The 11,696-nt window shown below is 62.1% G+C and carries 22 protein-coding genes; all 22 read left to right on the top strand.

What is annotated here, in order from left to right:
• Nucleotides 1-46 precede the first annotated feature (46 nt).
• The 22 genes from tuf to rplO all read left to right on the top strand — a co-directional run bounded on the left by tuf (nucleotide 47) and on the right by rplO (nucleotide 11,515).
• Nucleotides 47-1,222 (top strand): elongation factor Tu, encoded by a 1,176-nt coding sequence (tuf, locus tag BJF92_RS11920; protein WP_075634946.1) that lies wholly within the window; start codon nucleotides 47-49, stop codon nucleotides 1,220-1,222.
• Between the two features lie 158 nt (nucleotides 1,223-1,380).
• Nucleotides 1,381-1,689 (top strand): 30S ribosomal protein S10, encoded by a 309-nt coding sequence (gene rpsJ, locus BJF92_RS11915; RefSeq protein WP_003547547.1) that lies wholly within the window; start codon nucleotides 1,381-1,383, stop codon nucleotides 1,687-1,689.
• A gap of 174 nt (nucleotides 1,690-1,863) precedes the next feature.
• Nucleotides 1,864-2,559 carry a 50S ribosomal protein L3 gene (gene rplC / locus BJF92_RS11910; protein ID WP_075634945.1) on the top strand — a complete coding sequence of 232 codons (696 nt, stop codon included), beginning with the start codon at nucleotides 1,864-1,866 and terminating at the stop codon, nucleotides 2,557-2,559.
• Entirely contained in the window at nucleotides 2,559-3,179 is a 621-nt protein-coding gene (gene rplD, locus BJF92_RS11905) for a 50S ribosomal protein L4 (protein ID WP_075634944.1), read from the top strand. The genes rplC and rplD overlap by 1 nt, the downstream gene beginning before the upstream one ends.
• Nucleotides 3,176-3,469 carry a 50S ribosomal protein L23 gene (locus BJF92_RS11900; protein WP_075634943.1) on the top strand — a complete coding sequence of 98 codons (294 nt, stop codon included), beginning with the start codon at nucleotides 3,176-3,178 and terminating at the stop codon, nucleotides 3,467-3,469. The genes rplD and BJF92_RS11900 overlap by 4 nt, the downstream gene beginning before the upstream one ends.
• A gap of 70 nt (nucleotides 3,470-3,539) precedes the next feature.
• Nucleotides 3,540-4,376, top strand: a complete 837-nt coding sequence (gene rplB / locus BJF92_RS11895) for a 50S ribosomal protein L2 (RefSeq protein WP_075634942.1) — start codon at nucleotides 3,540-3,542, stop codon at nucleotides 4,374-4,376.
• Between the two features lie 15 nt (nucleotides 4,377-4,391).
• A complete protein-coding gene (rpsS, locus tag BJF92_RS11890; RefSeq protein ID WP_075627127.1) occupies nucleotides 4,392-4,670 on the top strand; it encodes a 30S ribosomal protein S19 in 279 nt (92 codons plus the stop codon).
• A gap of 2 nt (nucleotides 4,671-4,672) precedes the next feature.
• The gene (gene rplV, locus BJF92_RS11885; protein WP_075634941.1) at nucleotides 4,673-5,062 is read left to right on the top strand and encodes a 50S ribosomal protein L22; all 390 of its coding nucleotides are present in this window, start codon (nucleotides 4,673-4,675) and stop codon (nucleotides 5,060-5,062) included.
• Nucleotides 5,062-5,802: a 30S ribosomal protein S3 gene (gene rpsC, locus BJF92_RS11880; protein ID WP_075634940.1), complete on the top strand. Its 741-nt coding sequence runs from the start codon at nucleotides 5,062-5,064 to the stop codon at nucleotides 5,800-5,802. Before rplV ends, rpsC begins: the two co-directional genes overlap by 1 nt.
• 38 nt (nucleotides 5,803-5,840) lie before the next feature.
• Nucleotides 5,841-6,254 (top strand): 50S ribosomal protein L16, encoded by a 414-nt coding sequence (gene rplP / locus BJF92_RS11875; protein WP_075627130.1) that lies wholly within the window; start codon nucleotides 5,841-5,843, stop codon nucleotides 6,252-6,254.
• Between the two features lie 12 nt (nucleotides 6,255-6,266).
• On the top strand, nucleotides 6,267-6,467 hold the full coding sequence (gene rpmC, locus BJF92_RS11870) for a 50S ribosomal protein L29 (RefSeq protein WP_075634939.1): 201 nt from the start codon (nucleotides 6,267-6,269) through the stop codon (nucleotides 6,465-6,467).
• 12 nt (nucleotides 6,468-6,479) lie between these two features.
• A complete protein-coding gene (gene rpsQ / locus BJF92_RS11865) occupies nucleotides 6,480-6,716 on the top strand; it encodes a 30S ribosomal protein S17 (RefSeq protein ID WP_034795546.1) in 237 nt (78 codons plus the stop codon).
• Between the two features lie 366 nt (nucleotides 6,717-7,082).
• Nucleotides 7,083-7,451 carry a 50S ribosomal protein L14 gene (rplN, locus tag BJF92_RS11860; protein WP_062468282.1) on the top strand — a complete coding sequence of 123 codons (369 nt, stop codon included), beginning with the start codon at nucleotides 7,083-7,085 and terminating at the stop codon, nucleotides 7,449-7,451.
• 14 nt (nucleotides 7,452-7,465) lie between these two features.
• Complete coding sequence (rplX, locus tag BJF92_RS11855; protein ID WP_075634938.1) at nucleotides 7,466-7,777, top strand: 50S ribosomal protein L24; 312 nt, start codon at nucleotides 7,466-7,468, stop codon at nucleotides 7,775-7,777.
• The gene (gene rplE / locus BJF92_RS11850) at nucleotides 7,770-8,330 is read left to right on the top strand and encodes a 50S ribosomal protein L5 (protein ID WP_075634937.1); all 561 of its coding nucleotides are present in this window, start codon (nucleotides 7,770-7,772) and stop codon (nucleotides 8,328-8,330) included. Before rplX ends, rplE begins: the two co-directional genes overlap by 8 nt.
• A 32-nt stretch (nucleotides 8,331-8,362) precedes the next feature.
• Nucleotides 8,363-8,668 carry a 30S ribosomal protein S14 gene (rpsN, locus tag BJF92_RS11845; RefSeq protein ID WP_075634936.1) on the top strand — a complete coding sequence of 102 codons (306 nt, stop codon included), beginning with the start codon at nucleotides 8,363-8,365 and terminating at the stop codon, nucleotides 8,666-8,668.
• A gap of 12 nt (nucleotides 8,669-8,680) precedes the next feature.
• Nucleotides 8,681-9,079 carry a 30S ribosomal protein S8 gene (gene rpsH, locus BJF92_RS11840; protein ID WP_075634935.1) on the top strand — a complete coding sequence of 133 codons (399 nt, stop codon included), beginning with the start codon at nucleotides 8,681-8,683 and terminating at the stop codon, nucleotides 9,077-9,079.
• 45 nt (nucleotides 9,080-9,124) lie between these two features.
• Nucleotides 9,125-9,658 carry a 50S ribosomal protein L6 gene (rplF, locus tag BJF92_RS11835; RefSeq protein WP_075634934.1) on the top strand — a complete coding sequence of 178 codons (534 nt, stop codon included), beginning with the start codon at nucleotides 9,125-9,127 and terminating at the stop codon, nucleotides 9,656-9,658.
• Nucleotides 9,659-9,670: 12 nt separating this feature from the next.
• Nucleotides 9,671-10,033, top strand: coding sequence for a 50S ribosomal protein L18 (gene rplR / locus BJF92_RS11830; RefSeq protein ID WP_075634933.1), 363 nt, complete (start codon nucleotides 9,671-9,673; stop codon nucleotides 10,031-10,033).
• A 197-nt stretch (nucleotides 10,034-10,230) separates the two neighbouring features.
• Nucleotides 10,231-10,803: a 30S ribosomal protein S5 gene (gene rpsE / locus BJF92_RS11825; protein WP_075627139.1), complete on the top strand. Its 573-nt coding sequence runs from the start codon at nucleotides 10,231-10,233 to the stop codon at nucleotides 10,801-10,803.
• A 15-nt stretch (nucleotides 10,804-10,818) separates the two neighbouring features.
• The gene (gene rpmD / locus BJF92_RS11820; protein WP_075634932.1) at nucleotides 10,819-11,022 is read left to right on the top strand and encodes a 50S ribosomal protein L30; all 204 of its coding nucleotides are present in this window, start codon (nucleotides 10,819-10,821) and stop codon (nucleotides 11,020-11,022) included.
• Nucleotides 11,023-11,035: 13 nt separating this feature from the next.
• Complete coding sequence (gene rplO / locus BJF92_RS11815) at nucleotides 11,036-11,515, top strand: 50S ribosomal protein L15 (RefSeq protein WP_075634931.1); 480 nt, start codon at nucleotides 11,036-11,038, stop codon at nucleotides 11,513-11,515.
• The last annotated feature ends 181 nt before the right edge of the window (nucleotides 11,516-11,696 follow it).

Genomic DNA, 11,696 nt, shown 5'->3' with positions numbered 1-11,696 from the left:
ACGGAACGGAATTTCCCCTCGCGGGACAAGAATTGGAGAGCCGGAAATGGCAAAGAGCAAGTTTGAACGCAACAAGCCGCACGTGAACATCGGCACGATCGGCCACGTTGACCATGGCAAGACGTCTCTGACGGCAGCGATCACGAAGTATTTCGGCGAGTTCAAGGCGTATGACCAGATCGACGCTGCGCCGGAAGAAAAGGCCCGCGGCATCACCATCTCGACGGCACACGTCGAGTACGAGACGCCGAACCGCCACTACGCCCACGTTGACTGCCCCGGCCACGCCGACTACGTCAAGAACATGATCACCGGTGCTGCCCAGATGGACGGCGCGATCCTGGTTTGCTCGGCCGCCGACGGCCCGATGCCGCAGACGCGCGAGCACATCCTGCTCGCCCGCCAGGTCGGCGTTCCCGCCATCGTCGTGTTCCTGAACAAGGTCGACCAGGTTGACGACGCCGAGCTTCTCGAGCTCGTCGAGCTGGAAGTGCGCGAACTGCTGTCGTCCTACGACTTCCCCGGCGACGACATTCCGATCGTCAAGGGCTCGGCCCTTGCCGCTCTGGAAGATTCGGACAAGACGATCGGCGAAGACGCGATCCGCGAGCTGATGGCTCAGGTCGACGCCTATATCCCGACGCCGGAACGCCCGATCGACCAGCCCTTCCTGATGCCGATCGAAGACGTGTTCTCGATCTCGGGCCGTGGCACGGTCGTGACCGGCCGCGTCGAGCGCGGTATCGTCAAGGTCGGTGAGGAAATCGAAATCGTCGGCATCCGTCCGACGACGAAGACGACCTGCACCGGCGTTGAAATGTTCCGCAAGCTGCTCGACCAGGGCCAGGCCGGCGACAACATCGGCGCGCTGCTGCGCGGCGTCACCCGTGACGGCGTCGAGCGTGGCCAGATCCTGTGCAAGCCGGGTTCGGTCAAGCCGCACAAGAAGTTCATGGCCGAAGCCTACATCCTGACGAAGGAAGAAGGCGGCCGTCATACGCCGTTCTTCACCAACTACCGTCCGCAGTTCTACTTCCGCACGACGGACGTGACGGGCATCGTCACGCTGCCGGAAGGCACCGAAATGGTCATGCCGGGCGACAACGTCACCGTTGCCGTCGAGCTGATCGTTCCGATCGCGATGGAAGAAAAGCTGCGCTTCGCAATTCGTGAAGGTGGTCGCACCGTCGGCGCCGGCATCGTCGCCTCGATCGTCGAGTAATAAAAGGGCGGTCTGACGCCGCCGTTTGAAAGAGCAGGGGCATGGTGACATGCCCCTGCGATTTTTGAAAAGAGAAGCGGCTCGACCGTAAGAACAACAGCTGCCCCGCCGGCCGCTCTTACGGATCCGGCGCAGGAACACGAGCAAGGATTAGTCGAATGAACGGCCAGAATATCCGTATCCGCCTGAAGGCGTTTGATCACCGGATCCTCGATGCCTCCACCCGGGAAATCGTCTCCACGGCCAAGCGCACGGGCGCCAGCGTCCGCGGCCCGGTCCCGCTGCCGACCCGGATCGAAAAGTTTACGGTCAACCGGTCGCCCCACATCGACAAGAAGAGCCGTGAACAGTTCGAGATGCGCACCCATAAGCGCCTGCTCGACATCGTCGACCCGACCCCCCAGACGGTCGACGCCCTGATGAAGCTCGATCTCGCCGCCGGCGTCGACGTCGAAATCAAGCTCTAAAGGCCCCGCCTGAAAACGGCGGAAATAACAAGGAAGGTACGTGGATCGTTAGATCCAACGGCTTCCGGAAACGGGTGACCAAAGCGGCGGCATAAGTTCGGCGTGGATGGAAGCCTTGAACAAGAGGCTGAAGGGGTCCTTGCCCCGACAGGGACTCTCAAGAGGAACGAACCGATGCGTTCAGGTGTGATTGCACAGAAAGTGGGAATGACCCGGGTCTATAACGACGCCGGCGAGCATATCCCTGTTACGGTCCTGAAGATGGAAAACTGCCAGGTGGTGGCCCATCGGACCGAAGAAAAGAATGGCTACGTCGCTGTCCAGCTCGGCGCCGGCCAGAAGAAGGTCAAGAACACGACCAAGGCCCTGCGCGGTCATTTCGCCGCCGCTTCCGTCGAGCCGAAGGCCAAGCTCGTCGAGTTCCGCGTGAGCTCCGAGAACCTGATCGATGTCGGCTCCGAGCTGACCGCGAGCCACTTCGTCGCCGGCCAGCTGGTCGACGTCACGGGCACCTCGATCGGTAAGGGCTTTGCCGGCGCCATGAAGCGCCACAACTTCGGCGGTCTGCGCGCCACGCACGGCGTGTCCGTTTCCCACCGTTCGCACGGTTCGACTGGTAACAACCAGGATCCGGGCAAGGTGTGGAAGGGCAAGCGCATGGCCGGTCACATGGGCCAGACCCGCGTCACCACCCAGAACCTCGAAATCGTCTCCACCGACGAAGACCGCGGCCTCATCCTCGTCAAGGGTGCGGTTCCCGGTTCGAAGGGCTCGTGGATCGTCGTTCGCGACGCCATCAAGGCCGGCATTCCGGAAAACGCACCGCGTCCGGCCGGCATCCGTTCCGCTAAAGTTGAGGGAGCCGAATAATGGATTTCACCGTCACCACCCTTGAAGGGAAGGACGCGGGGAAAGTATCCCTGTCGGACACCATTTTCGGCCTCGAGCCGCGTGAAGACATCATTGCCCGAGTCGTTCGCTGGCAGCTTGCCAAGCGTCAGCAGGGCACGCACCAGACCAAGACCCGTGGCGAAGTCTCCCGCACCGGCGCCAAAATGTACAAGCAGAAGGGCACCGGTCGCGCCCGTCACCATTCGGCCCGCGCTCCGCAGTTCCGCGGCGGCGGCAAGGCCCATGGTCCGGTCGCCCGCAGCCACGAGCATGACCTTCCCAAGAAGGTCCGCGCGCTCGGCCTGCGTCACGCGCTCTCGGCCAAGCTGAAGTCCGAAGACGTCATCATCGTTGACAGCCTGGTCGCGGCCGACGCCAAGACCAAGACGCTCGTCGGCGCCTTTGCCGGTCTCGGCCTCACCAACGCGCTGATCATCGGCGGCGCCGAGCTGGACAACAACTTCAAGCTCGCAGCCAAGAACATCCCGAACGTGGACGTTCTGCCGGTCCAGGGCATCAACGTTTATGACATTCTGCGCCGCGGCAAGCTGGTCTTGTCGAAGGATGCTGTCGAAGCTCTGGAGGAGCGGTTCAAATGACGGATCTTCGCCACTACGATGTGATCCTTTCCCCCTCGATCACTGAAAAGTCGACGATGGTGTCGGAGTACAACCAGGTCGTCTTCAACGTCGCCAAGGACGCCTCCAAGCCGGAAATCAAGGCCGCCGTTGAGGCGCTGTTCGGTGTGAAGGTCACGGCGGTCAACACGCTGCTGCGCAAGGGCAAGACCAAGCGCTTCCGCGGTTTCGTCGGCCGGCAGCGGGACCAGAAGAAGGCGATCGTCACGCTTGCTGACGGTCAGACCATCGACGTCTCCACCGGACTTTGAGGTCAAACCCGCCGGGGTCCCTCTCAAGCGAGAGGGATCCGCGGGCGAGATCTAAAAAGGGAACAAGAAAATGGCATTGAAAAGTTTCAATCCGACGACCCCGAGCCAGCGCCAGCTCGTCATCGTCGACCGGTCGCAGCTCTTTAAGGGCAAGCCGGTCAAGTCGCTGACGCAGGGCCTGAGCTCCAAGGGCGGTCGCAACAACCTGGGCCGCATCACCGTGCGCTTCCAGGGCGGCGGTCACAAGCGCACCTACCGTCTGGTCGACTTCAAGCGTCGCAAGTTCGACATGGAAGCCACCGTCGAGCGTCTGGAATACGACCCGAACCGCACGGCCTTCATCGCGCTGATCCGCTATGAAGACGGCACCCAGTCCTACATCCTGGCGCCGCAGCGCCTGGCTGTCGGTGACAAGGTCATCGCCTCCGACAAGGCCGTCGACGTCAAGCCCGGCAACACCATGCCGCTGCAGGCGATGCCGGTCGGCTCGATCGTCCACAATGTCGAGCTGAAGCCCGGCAAGGGCGGCCAGATCGCCCGTTCGGCCGGCACCTATGTGCAGCTCGTCGGCCGCGACCAGGGCATGGCCATCCTGCGCCTGAACTCCGGCGAACAGCGCCTGGTTCACGGCACCTGCCTGGCCACTGTCGGCGCCGTATCCAACCCCGATCACGGCAACATCAACGACGGCAAGGCCGGTCGTTCGCGCTGGCGCGGCAAGCGTCCGCACGTTCGCGGCGTCGTCATGAACCCGGTCGACCATCCGCACGGCGGTGGTGAAGGCCGCACCTCGGGCGGCCGCCATCCGGTTACCCCCTGGGGCAAGCCGACCAAGGGCAAGCGGACGCGCTCGAACAAGTCGACCGACAAGTTCATCATGCGCTCGCGCCATCAGCGTAAGAAGTAAGAGAGGAAGTTTCCAATGGCTCGTTCAGTTTGGAAAGGTCCGTTCGTCGACGGCTATCTTCTCAAGAAGGCTGAGAAGGTGCGCGAGGGCGGCCGCAATGAAGTCATCAAGATCTGGAGCCGCCGCTCCACGATCCTGCCGCAGTTCGTCGGACTGACCTTCGGTGTCTACAACGGCAGCAAGCACGTTCCCGTCAGCGTTAACGAGGACATGGTCGGTCACAAGTTCGGCGAGTTCTCGCCGACCCGGACCTACTACGGCCACGGCGCCGACAAGAAGGCGAAGAGGAAGTAATCATGGGCAAGGCAAAAGCCGAACGCCGGCTGGCGGACAATGAAGCGCAGGCCGTTGCGCGCACCATCCGCGTCAGCCCCCAGAAGCTCAACCTGGTTGCCGCGATGATCCGCGGCAAGAAGGTCGACCGCGCTCTGGCCGAACTGGAATTTTCGCGCAAGCGGATCGCCGGTACGGTCAAGAAGACGCTCGAATCCGCTATCGCCAATGCCGAGAACAACCATGACCTCGACGTCGACTCGCTCGTCGTCGCCGAGGCCTTCGTCGGCAAGTCGATCGTCATGAAGCGTTTCCACGCCCGTGGCCGTGGCCGCGCCTCGCGCATCGAGAAGCCGTTCTCGCACCTGACCATCGTCGTGCGGGAAGTCGAAGCCAAAGGGGAGGCCGCATAATGGGCCAGAAAATTAATCCGGTTGGTTTCCGTCTCGGCATCAACCGCACCTGGGACAGCCGCTGGTTCGCCGACAACGCCGAATACGGCCAGCTGCTCCATGAAGACCTGAAGATCCGCAAGTACCTGATGAGCGAGCTCAAGCAGGCCGGCATCTCCAAGGTCGTCATCGAGCGTCCGCACAAGAAGTGCCGCGTCACGATTCACTCGGCACGTCCGGGCCTGATCATCGGCAAGAAGGGCGCTGACATCGAGAAGCTGCGCAAGACGCTGTCGCAGATGACGTCTTCCGAGACGCATCTCAACATCGTCGAAGTGCGCAAGCCGGAAATCGACTCGACGCTCGTCGCCCAGTCGATCGCCCAGCAGCTCGAGCGCCGCGTGGCCTTCCGCCGCGCCATGAAGCGTTCCGTTCAGTCGGCCATGCGTCTGGGTGCCGAAGGCATCAAGATCACCTGCGCCGGCCGCCTCGGCGGCGCGGAAATCGCCCGCACCGAATGGTACCGTGAAGGCCGCGTGCCGCTGCACACGCTGCGCGCCGACATCGACTACGGCGTTGCCGAGGCCGAAACCGCTTTCGGTATCTGCGGCATCAAGGTCTGGATCTTCAAGGGCGAAATCCTCGAGCACGATCCGATGGCCTCGGAGCGCCGTGCGAGCGAGAATGACAGTCAGGGTCCGGGCAGCCGCGAACGCGGTGATCGCGATCGCGACCGTCGTCGTGAACGTGAAAACGCGTAACAGTCGCGTTTGGCAGCCAATATCGGAGAAGTAAAAAAATGTTGCAGCCAAAGCGTACGAAGTACCGCAAACAGTTCAAGGGCCGCATCAAGGGTGTCGCCAAGGGCGGGTTCGATCTCGCCTTCGGTGAATACGGCCTGAAGTCCCTGGAACCGAACCGCGTCAACGCCCGTGAGATCGAAGCGGCCCGCCGCGCGATCACCCGCCACATGAAGCGTGCCGGCCGCGTCTGGATCCGTGTGTTCCCCGACGTGCCGGTCACGGCAAAGCCCACCGAAGTCCGTATGGGTAAGGGTAAGGGCTCCGTTGAGTACTGGGCATGCAAGGTCAAGCCCGGCCGCATGATGTTCGAAATCGATGGCGTCAGCGAAGAACTCGCCCGTGAGGCGCTTCGCCTTGGTGCTGCGAAACTCTCTGTCAAGACGCGCTTCGTGCAGCGCATTGCAGAGTAAGGAGTGAAGCCCATGAAAGCCGCAGATGTTCGCGCGCTCAGCGCCGACCAACTCAACGAAGAGCTTGCCAAGCTGAAGAAGGAGCAGTTCAACCTGCGCTTCCAGAAGGCGACCGGCCAGCTCGAGAAGTCCTCGCGCATCACTGAAGTCCGCAAGGATATTGCGCGCATCAAAACCATTGCCCGCCAGAAGGCGGCCGAAGCCAAGGCCTAAAGGACGAAACTCATGCCGAAACGCATTCTGCAGGGCACGGTCGTTTCCGACAAGAACGACAAGACCGTTGTCGTACGTGTCGAGCGCCGCTTTGCGCACCCGATTCTCCAGAAGACCGTGCGCCGGTCGAAGAAGTACAAGGCGCATGATGAAAATAACCAGTACAAGGTCGGCGACGTCGTATCCATCGAGGAATGCGCGCCGATCTCCAAGGACAAGCGCTGGACCGTTGTTGCGGCCCACGCCTAAGCCTTAAGGCTGGAAGATCAGGAAGCCCCGCCACGTCGTCATGACCAGGGCGGGGCTTCTGCTTGGAGCGGATCGGATGGGCGAGGGCGCTGGCAGCGCCGCCCGCGCCGGGTGTCCGAAACCAAGCTTTTTCCCGCGCGCTACTTGAAAGTGGCGGGGAATCCTGTATGAAGCTGCATCAAAGAACGCCCGGTGCTCTGGGCGTTCTTTTGCTTTTGAGCGCACGGAAGGTCCTGTCTTCAGGAAACCACCCTGGCAACGATCATCCCCGCGCACGCAAAACATTTCGACAAGCTGGAACAGGGGGCTTTTCCGTGAGGACGGTCAGGCCCAACCGGTCCGGTCACAACAAGAAGGCGACCTGACATGATTCAGATGCAAACAAACCTCGACGTGGCGGATAATTCCGGCGCACGTCGTGTCATGTGCATCAAGGTGCTGGGCGGCTCCAAGCGCAAGTATGCTTCCGTTGGCGACGTCATCGTCGTCTCGATCAAGGAGGCGATCCCGCGCGGCCGCGTCAAGAAGGGCGACGTGATGAAGGCGGTTGTCGTGCGCACCGCCAAGGACATCCGCCGTCCGGACGGCAGCGTCATCCGTTTCGACAACAATGCAGCTGTTCTGATCGACAACAAGAAAGAGCCGATCGGCACCCGTATCTTCGGACCGGTTCCGCGCGAACTCCGCGCCAAGAACCACATGAAGATCATCTCGCTGGCTCCGGAAGTGCTGTAAGGAAGACGACGGCGATGCAAAAGATTCGTAAGGGCGACAAGGTCGTCATCCTGACCGGTAAGGACAAGGGCCGTACCGGCGAAGTCATCCAGGTCATGCCGAAGGAAGACCGTGCGGTCGTTCGCGGCATCAACATGGTCAAGCGCCACCAGCGCCAGACCCAGACCCAGGAAGCCGGCATCATCTCCAAGGAAGCGCCGATCCACCTGTCCAACCTCGCGGTCGCAGACCCCAAGGATGGCAAGCCGACCCGCATCGGGTTCCGTTTTGAAGGTGACAAGAAGGTTCGGTTCGCCAAGCGTTCGGGAGAAGTGATCAATGGCTGAAGCAGCAAACTACGAGCCCCGGCTCAAGACCGAATACGTCAACCGGATCCGCAAGGCTCTGCAGGACGCGTTCAACTACTCCAACGAAATGCAGATCCCGAAGCTTGAAAAGATCGTGATCAACATGGGCGTTGGCGAAGCGACCGGCGACTCCAAGAAGCCGACCATCGCAGCGGCCGATCTCGCAGCGATCGCCGGCCAGAAGCCGGTCATCACCCGCGCGCGCAACTCCATCGCCGGCTTCAAGGTCCGCGAAGGCATGCCGATCGGTGCCAAGGTGACGCTGCGCGGCGCCCGCATGTATGAGTTTGTCGACCGCCTGGTCAACATCGCGCTCCCGCGCGTTCGCGACTTCCGCGGCCTCAACCCGAAGTCCTTCGACGGCCGTGGCAACTTCGCCATGGGCCTCAAGGAACACATCGTGTTCCCCGAGATCAACTACGACAAGGTCGATCAGATGTGGGGCATGGACATTATCGTTTGCACGACGGCTCCGACCGACGACGAAGCACGGGCTCTTCTGAAAGAGTTCAACTTCCCGTTCCGCCAGTAAGCCGTAACGACAAGCAGAAGGATTGAATTTCAATGGCGAAAACGAGCGCAATTGAAAAGAACAAGCGCCGTCGTAAGACGGTCGCGAACCAGGCTGCAAAGCGCGCTGAGCTCAAGGCCATCGTCATGAACCAGGCTCTTCCGATCGAAGAGCGTTTCAAGGCGACGCTGAAGCTGGCGGCTCTGCCGCGTGACGGGTCGAAGACCCGCATCCGCAACCGTTGCGAAGTCACCGGTCGCCCCCGCGCCTTTTACCGCAAGCTCAAGATGTCGCGTATCGCGCTGCGTGAGCTCGGCAATTTCGGCAAGGTGCCGGGCATCGTGAAGTCGAGCTGGTAAGGAGACGGGAAAATGACGATGACTGATCCCTTGGGCGATATGCTCACCCGTATCCGCAACGGCGCCGCACGCCGCAAGTCGAGCGTTTCCACGCCGGCTTCCAAGCTGCGCGCCCGCGTTCTCGACGTTCTCCAGGCCGAAGGCTACATCCGCGGTTACTCGGAAGTCGCGTTCGACAACGGCAAGAACGAGCTCAACATCGAGCTGAAGTACTACGAAGGCCAGTCCGTGATCCGCGAGATCGGCCGCGTTTCCAAGCCGGGCCGCCGGGTCTATGTCTCGGTCAAGTCCATCCCGCAGGTGGCCAACGGCCTCGGCATCACCATCCTTTCGACCCCGAAGGGCGTGATGGCCGACCATCAGGCACGTGAACAGAACGTTGGTGGCGAGGTTCTCTGCTCGGTCTTCTAAGGCTGTAGCAGGGCATCTCCCGTCGAACAGACAGGATTCAAAACAATGTCTCGTATCGGTAAAAAGCCCGTTCAGGTTCCCGCTGGCGTCACGGCCGCCGTCAATGGCCAGACCGTCACCGCCAAGGGCCCGAAGGGCGAACTGACCTTCGTCGCCAATGACGAAGTTTCGGTGGCGCTGGAGAACAACGCGGTTGTTGTCGCGCCTGTGTCGCAGACCAAGGATGCTCGTGCAAAGTGGGGCATGTCCCGCACGATGATCGAGAACATCTTCAAGGGTGTCAAGGACGGCTACGAGCGCAAGCTCGAAATCAACGGCGTCGGTTACCGCGCGTCCATGCAGGGCAAGAACCTGCAGCTGGCGCTCGGTTTCAGCCACGACGTGATCTACCAGACGCCCGAGGGCATCTCGATTGCTGTTCCGAAGCCGACCGAAATCGTCGTGTCCGGCATCAACAAGCAGCAGGTTGGCCAGGTCGCCGCAGAGATCCGCGAATATCGTGGCCCCGAGCCCTACAAGGGCAAGGGCGTCAAGTACGCCGGAGAGCGGATCGTCCGCAAAGAAGGCAAGAAGAAGTAAGGATCACGCGAAATGGCTAACAGGAAAGACACCACTGTGCGTCGCGCCAACCGCGTGCGTCGCCATCTCAAGGCGGTTGCCAATGGGCGTCCGCGCCTGTCGGTGCATCGCTCGTCGAAGAACATCTACGTTCAGGTTATCGATGACGTCGCCGGCAAGACCATTGCCGCTGCCTCGACCCTCGACTCCGGTCTGCGCGGCTCGCTGAAGACCGGCGCCGACGTTGCCGCGGCTTCCGCTGTCGGCAAGCTGATTGCCGAGCGCGCGACGGCCGCCGGCGTCACCGAGGTCGTTTTCGACCGCGGCTCGTTTCTCTTCCACGGCCGCGTCAAGGCTCTCGCCGACGCAGCCCGCGAAGGCGGCCTGAGCTTCTGATTTCGTCTTTCCGCCCGAATCCGCAAGGGTTCGGGCGGACGCATGCCCGGCGTCAGCCGGGCCGCTTTCCCGCACAGCCGGGGGAGGGCCCCAAGCGGCCGGTTTCGCCGTTCCACGCCGCGTGACACACGCGGCTCAGGCGCGGCATCTCCGTCAATCTGCCGATTGCACCCGGAAAAGAACAAAGGAAAAGGACAATGGCACAGGAAAGAAGAGGTTCTCGCGAAGACCGCCAGAACCGCGAGGAGCGCGACAGCGAATTCGTTGACAAGCTCGTCGCCATCAATCGCGTCGCCAAGGTGGTGAAGGGCGGCCGTCGTTTCGGCTTCGCTGCTCTCGTCGTCGTCGGTGACCAGAAGGGCCGGGTCGGTTTCGGCCATGGCAAGGCACGCGAAGTGCCGGAAGCAATCCGCAAGGCAACCGAAGCTGCCAAGCGCGAACTGATCTTCGTTCCGCTGCGTGGCGGCCGTACCCTGCATCATGACGTTCACGGCCGCCACGGCGCCGGTAAGGTCCTGCTGCGTTCGGCCAAGGCTGGTACCGGCATCATCGCCGGCGGCCCGATGCGCGCCGTTTTCGAAACGCTCGGCATGCACGACGTCGTCGCCAAGTCGACCGGTTCGTCGAACCCGTACAACATGATCCGCGCCACCTTCGACGCTCTGAAGAATCAGATGCATCCGAAGGACATCGCGGCCCAGCGCGGCATCAAGTACGCCACGCTCCAGGGTCGCCGTGAAGCCGCCGGCATGGTCTCTGCGGAAGAATAAGGGAGCATCCACGCCATGGCTAACCAGGAAACCGCTACGAAGACGGTGACGATCGAACAGATCGGCAGCCCGATCCGCCGGCCGGCCGTGCAGCGCCAGACGCTGATCGGTCTCGGCCTTAACAAGATGCACCGGGTTCGTACCCTGGAAGACACCCCTTCCGTTCGCGGCATGATCCGGTCCGTCCAGCACCTCGTGCGCGTCGTCGACGAGAAGTGAGGGAGCAAAGATCATGAAGCTCAACGACATCAGCGATAACGAAGGCGCGACCAAGAACCGCAAGCGCGTCGGTCGCGGCATCGGCTCCGGCTCCGGCAAGACCGGCGGCCGCGGCGTCAAGGGTCAGAAGGCCCGCTCCGGCGTGGCCATCAACGGCTTCGAAGGCGGCCAGATGCCCATCTACCGCCGTCTGCCGAAGCGCGGCTTCAACAACATCTTCCGTGAGGAATATGTTGTCGTGTCGCTCGGCCGCATCCAGACGGCGATCGATGCCGGCAAGCTCGACGCTGCCGCAACGATCGACGCCGATGCGCTCAAGGCTGCCGGCGTGATCCGTCGCCCGAAGGCTGGCGTTCGCGTTCTCGCCGACGGCGAGCTGACGGCGAAGGTCTCGATCCAGGCCGTCGGCGCCTCCAAGGCTGCCGTCGAGAAGATCGAGAAGGCTGGCGGCACGATCGTGCTTCCGGCCGTCGAAGCCGCCGACGCGGAATAAGCTTGAAGACAAACCGCCCGGGGTGTTAAAGCTCCGGGCGGTTTTTTGTCCGATCGGCACGCCTCTTTCAAGAAAGGGCGGTCAGGCATGACGGGCGACGCCTCCTGAGACTGCCAGCGGCGCCGATGGCGCCTTTCGCGAGAAAGCGGCGGGTGGTCTCAAGCCGGGCTTCAATCGATTA

The sequence above is a fragment of the Xaviernesmea rhizosphaerae genome (assembly GCF_001938945.1).
In the GTDB taxonomy this organism is placed as follows: Bacteria; Pseudomonadota; Alphaproteobacteria; order Rhizobiales; family Rhizobiaceae; genus Xaviernesmea; species Xaviernesmea rhizosphaerae.
Note: the sequence above shows the minus strand (reverse complement) of the source record. Positions and strands in the feature narration are given on the sequence as shown.

Bases quoted from the DNA above. Each gene is read 5' to 3' on its own strand.
- tuf (WP_075634946.1), top strand. From the start codon at position 47: ATGGCAAAGAGCAAGTTTGAACGCAACAAGCCGCACGTGAACATCGGC.
- rpsQ (WP_034795546.1), top strand. From the start codon at position 6,480: ATGCCGAAACGCATTCTGCAGGGCACGGTCGTTTCCGACAAGAACGAC.
- rplD (WP_075634944.1), top strand. From the start codon at position 2,559: ATGGATTTCACCGTCACCACCCTTGAAGGGAAGGACGCGGGGAAAGTA.
- rplP (WP_075627130.1), top strand. From the start codon at position 5,841: ATGTTGCAGCCAAAGCGTACGAAGTACCGCAAACAGTTCAAGGGCCGC.
- BJF92_RS11900 (WP_075634943.1), top strand. From the start codon at position 3,176: ATGACGGATCTTCGCCACTACGATGTGATCCTTTCCCCCTCGATCACT.
- rpsH (WP_075634935.1), top strand. From the start codon at position 8,681: ATGACGATGACTGATCCCTTGGGCGATATGCTCACCCGTATCCGCAAC.
- rplV (WP_075634941.1), top strand. From the start codon at position 4,673: ATGGGCAAGGCAAAAGCCGAACGCCGGCTGGCGGACAATGAAGCGCAG.
- rpsC (WP_075634940.1), top strand. From the start codon at position 5,062: ATGGGCCAGAAAATTAATCCGGTTGGTTTCCGTCTCGGCATCAACCGC.
- rpsE (WP_075627139.1), top strand. From the start codon at position 10,231: ATGGCACAGGAAAGAAGAGGTTCTCGCGAAGACCGCCAGAACCGCGAG.
- rpsJ (WP_003547547.1), top strand. From the start codon at position 1,381: ATGAACGGCCAGAATATCCGTATCCGCCTGAAGGCGTTTGATCACCGG.
- rplE (WP_075634937.1), top strand. From the start codon at position 7,770: ATGGCTGAAGCAGCAAACTACGAGCCCCGGCTCAAGACCGAATACGTC.
- rpmD (WP_075634932.1), top strand. From the start codon at position 10,819: ATGGCTAACCAGGAAACCGCTACGAAGACGGTGACGATCGAACAGATC.
- rplX (WP_075634938.1), top strand. From the start codon at position 7,466: ATGCAAAAGATTCGTAAGGGCGACAAGGTCGTCATCCTGACCGGTAAG.
- rpsS (WP_075627127.1), top strand. From the start codon at position 4,392: ATGGCTCGTTCAGTTTGGAAAGGTCCGTTCGTCGACGGCTATCTTCTC.
- rplF (WP_075634934.1), top strand. From the start codon at position 9,125: ATGTCTCGTATCGGTAAAAAGCCCGTTCAGGTTCCCGCTGGCGTCACG.
- rplB (WP_075634942.1), top strand. From the start codon at position 3,540: ATGGCATTGAAAAGTTTCAATCCGACGACCCCGAGCCAGCGCCAGCTC.
- rplO (WP_075634931.1), top strand. From the start codon at position 11,036: ATGAAGCTCAACGACATCAGCGATAACGAAGGCGCGACCAAGAACCGC.
- rplN (WP_062468282.1), top strand. From the start codon at position 7,083: ATGATTCAGATGCAAACAAACCTCGACGTGGCGGATAATTCCGGCGCA.
- rplR (WP_075634933.1), top strand. From the start codon at position 9,671: ATGGCTAACAGGAAAGACACCACTGTGCGTCGCGCCAACCGCGTGCGT.
- rpsN (WP_075634936.1), top strand. From the start codon at position 8,363: ATGGCGAAAACGAGCGCAATTGAAAAGAACAAGCGCCGTCGTAAGACG.
- rplC (WP_075634945.1), top strand. From the start codon at position 1,864: ATGCGTTCAGGTGTGATTGCACAGAAAGTGGGAATGACCCGGGTCTAT.
- rpmC (WP_075634939.1), top strand. From the start codon at position 6,267: ATGAAAGCCGCAGATGTTCGCGCGCTCAGCGCCGACCAACTCAACGAA.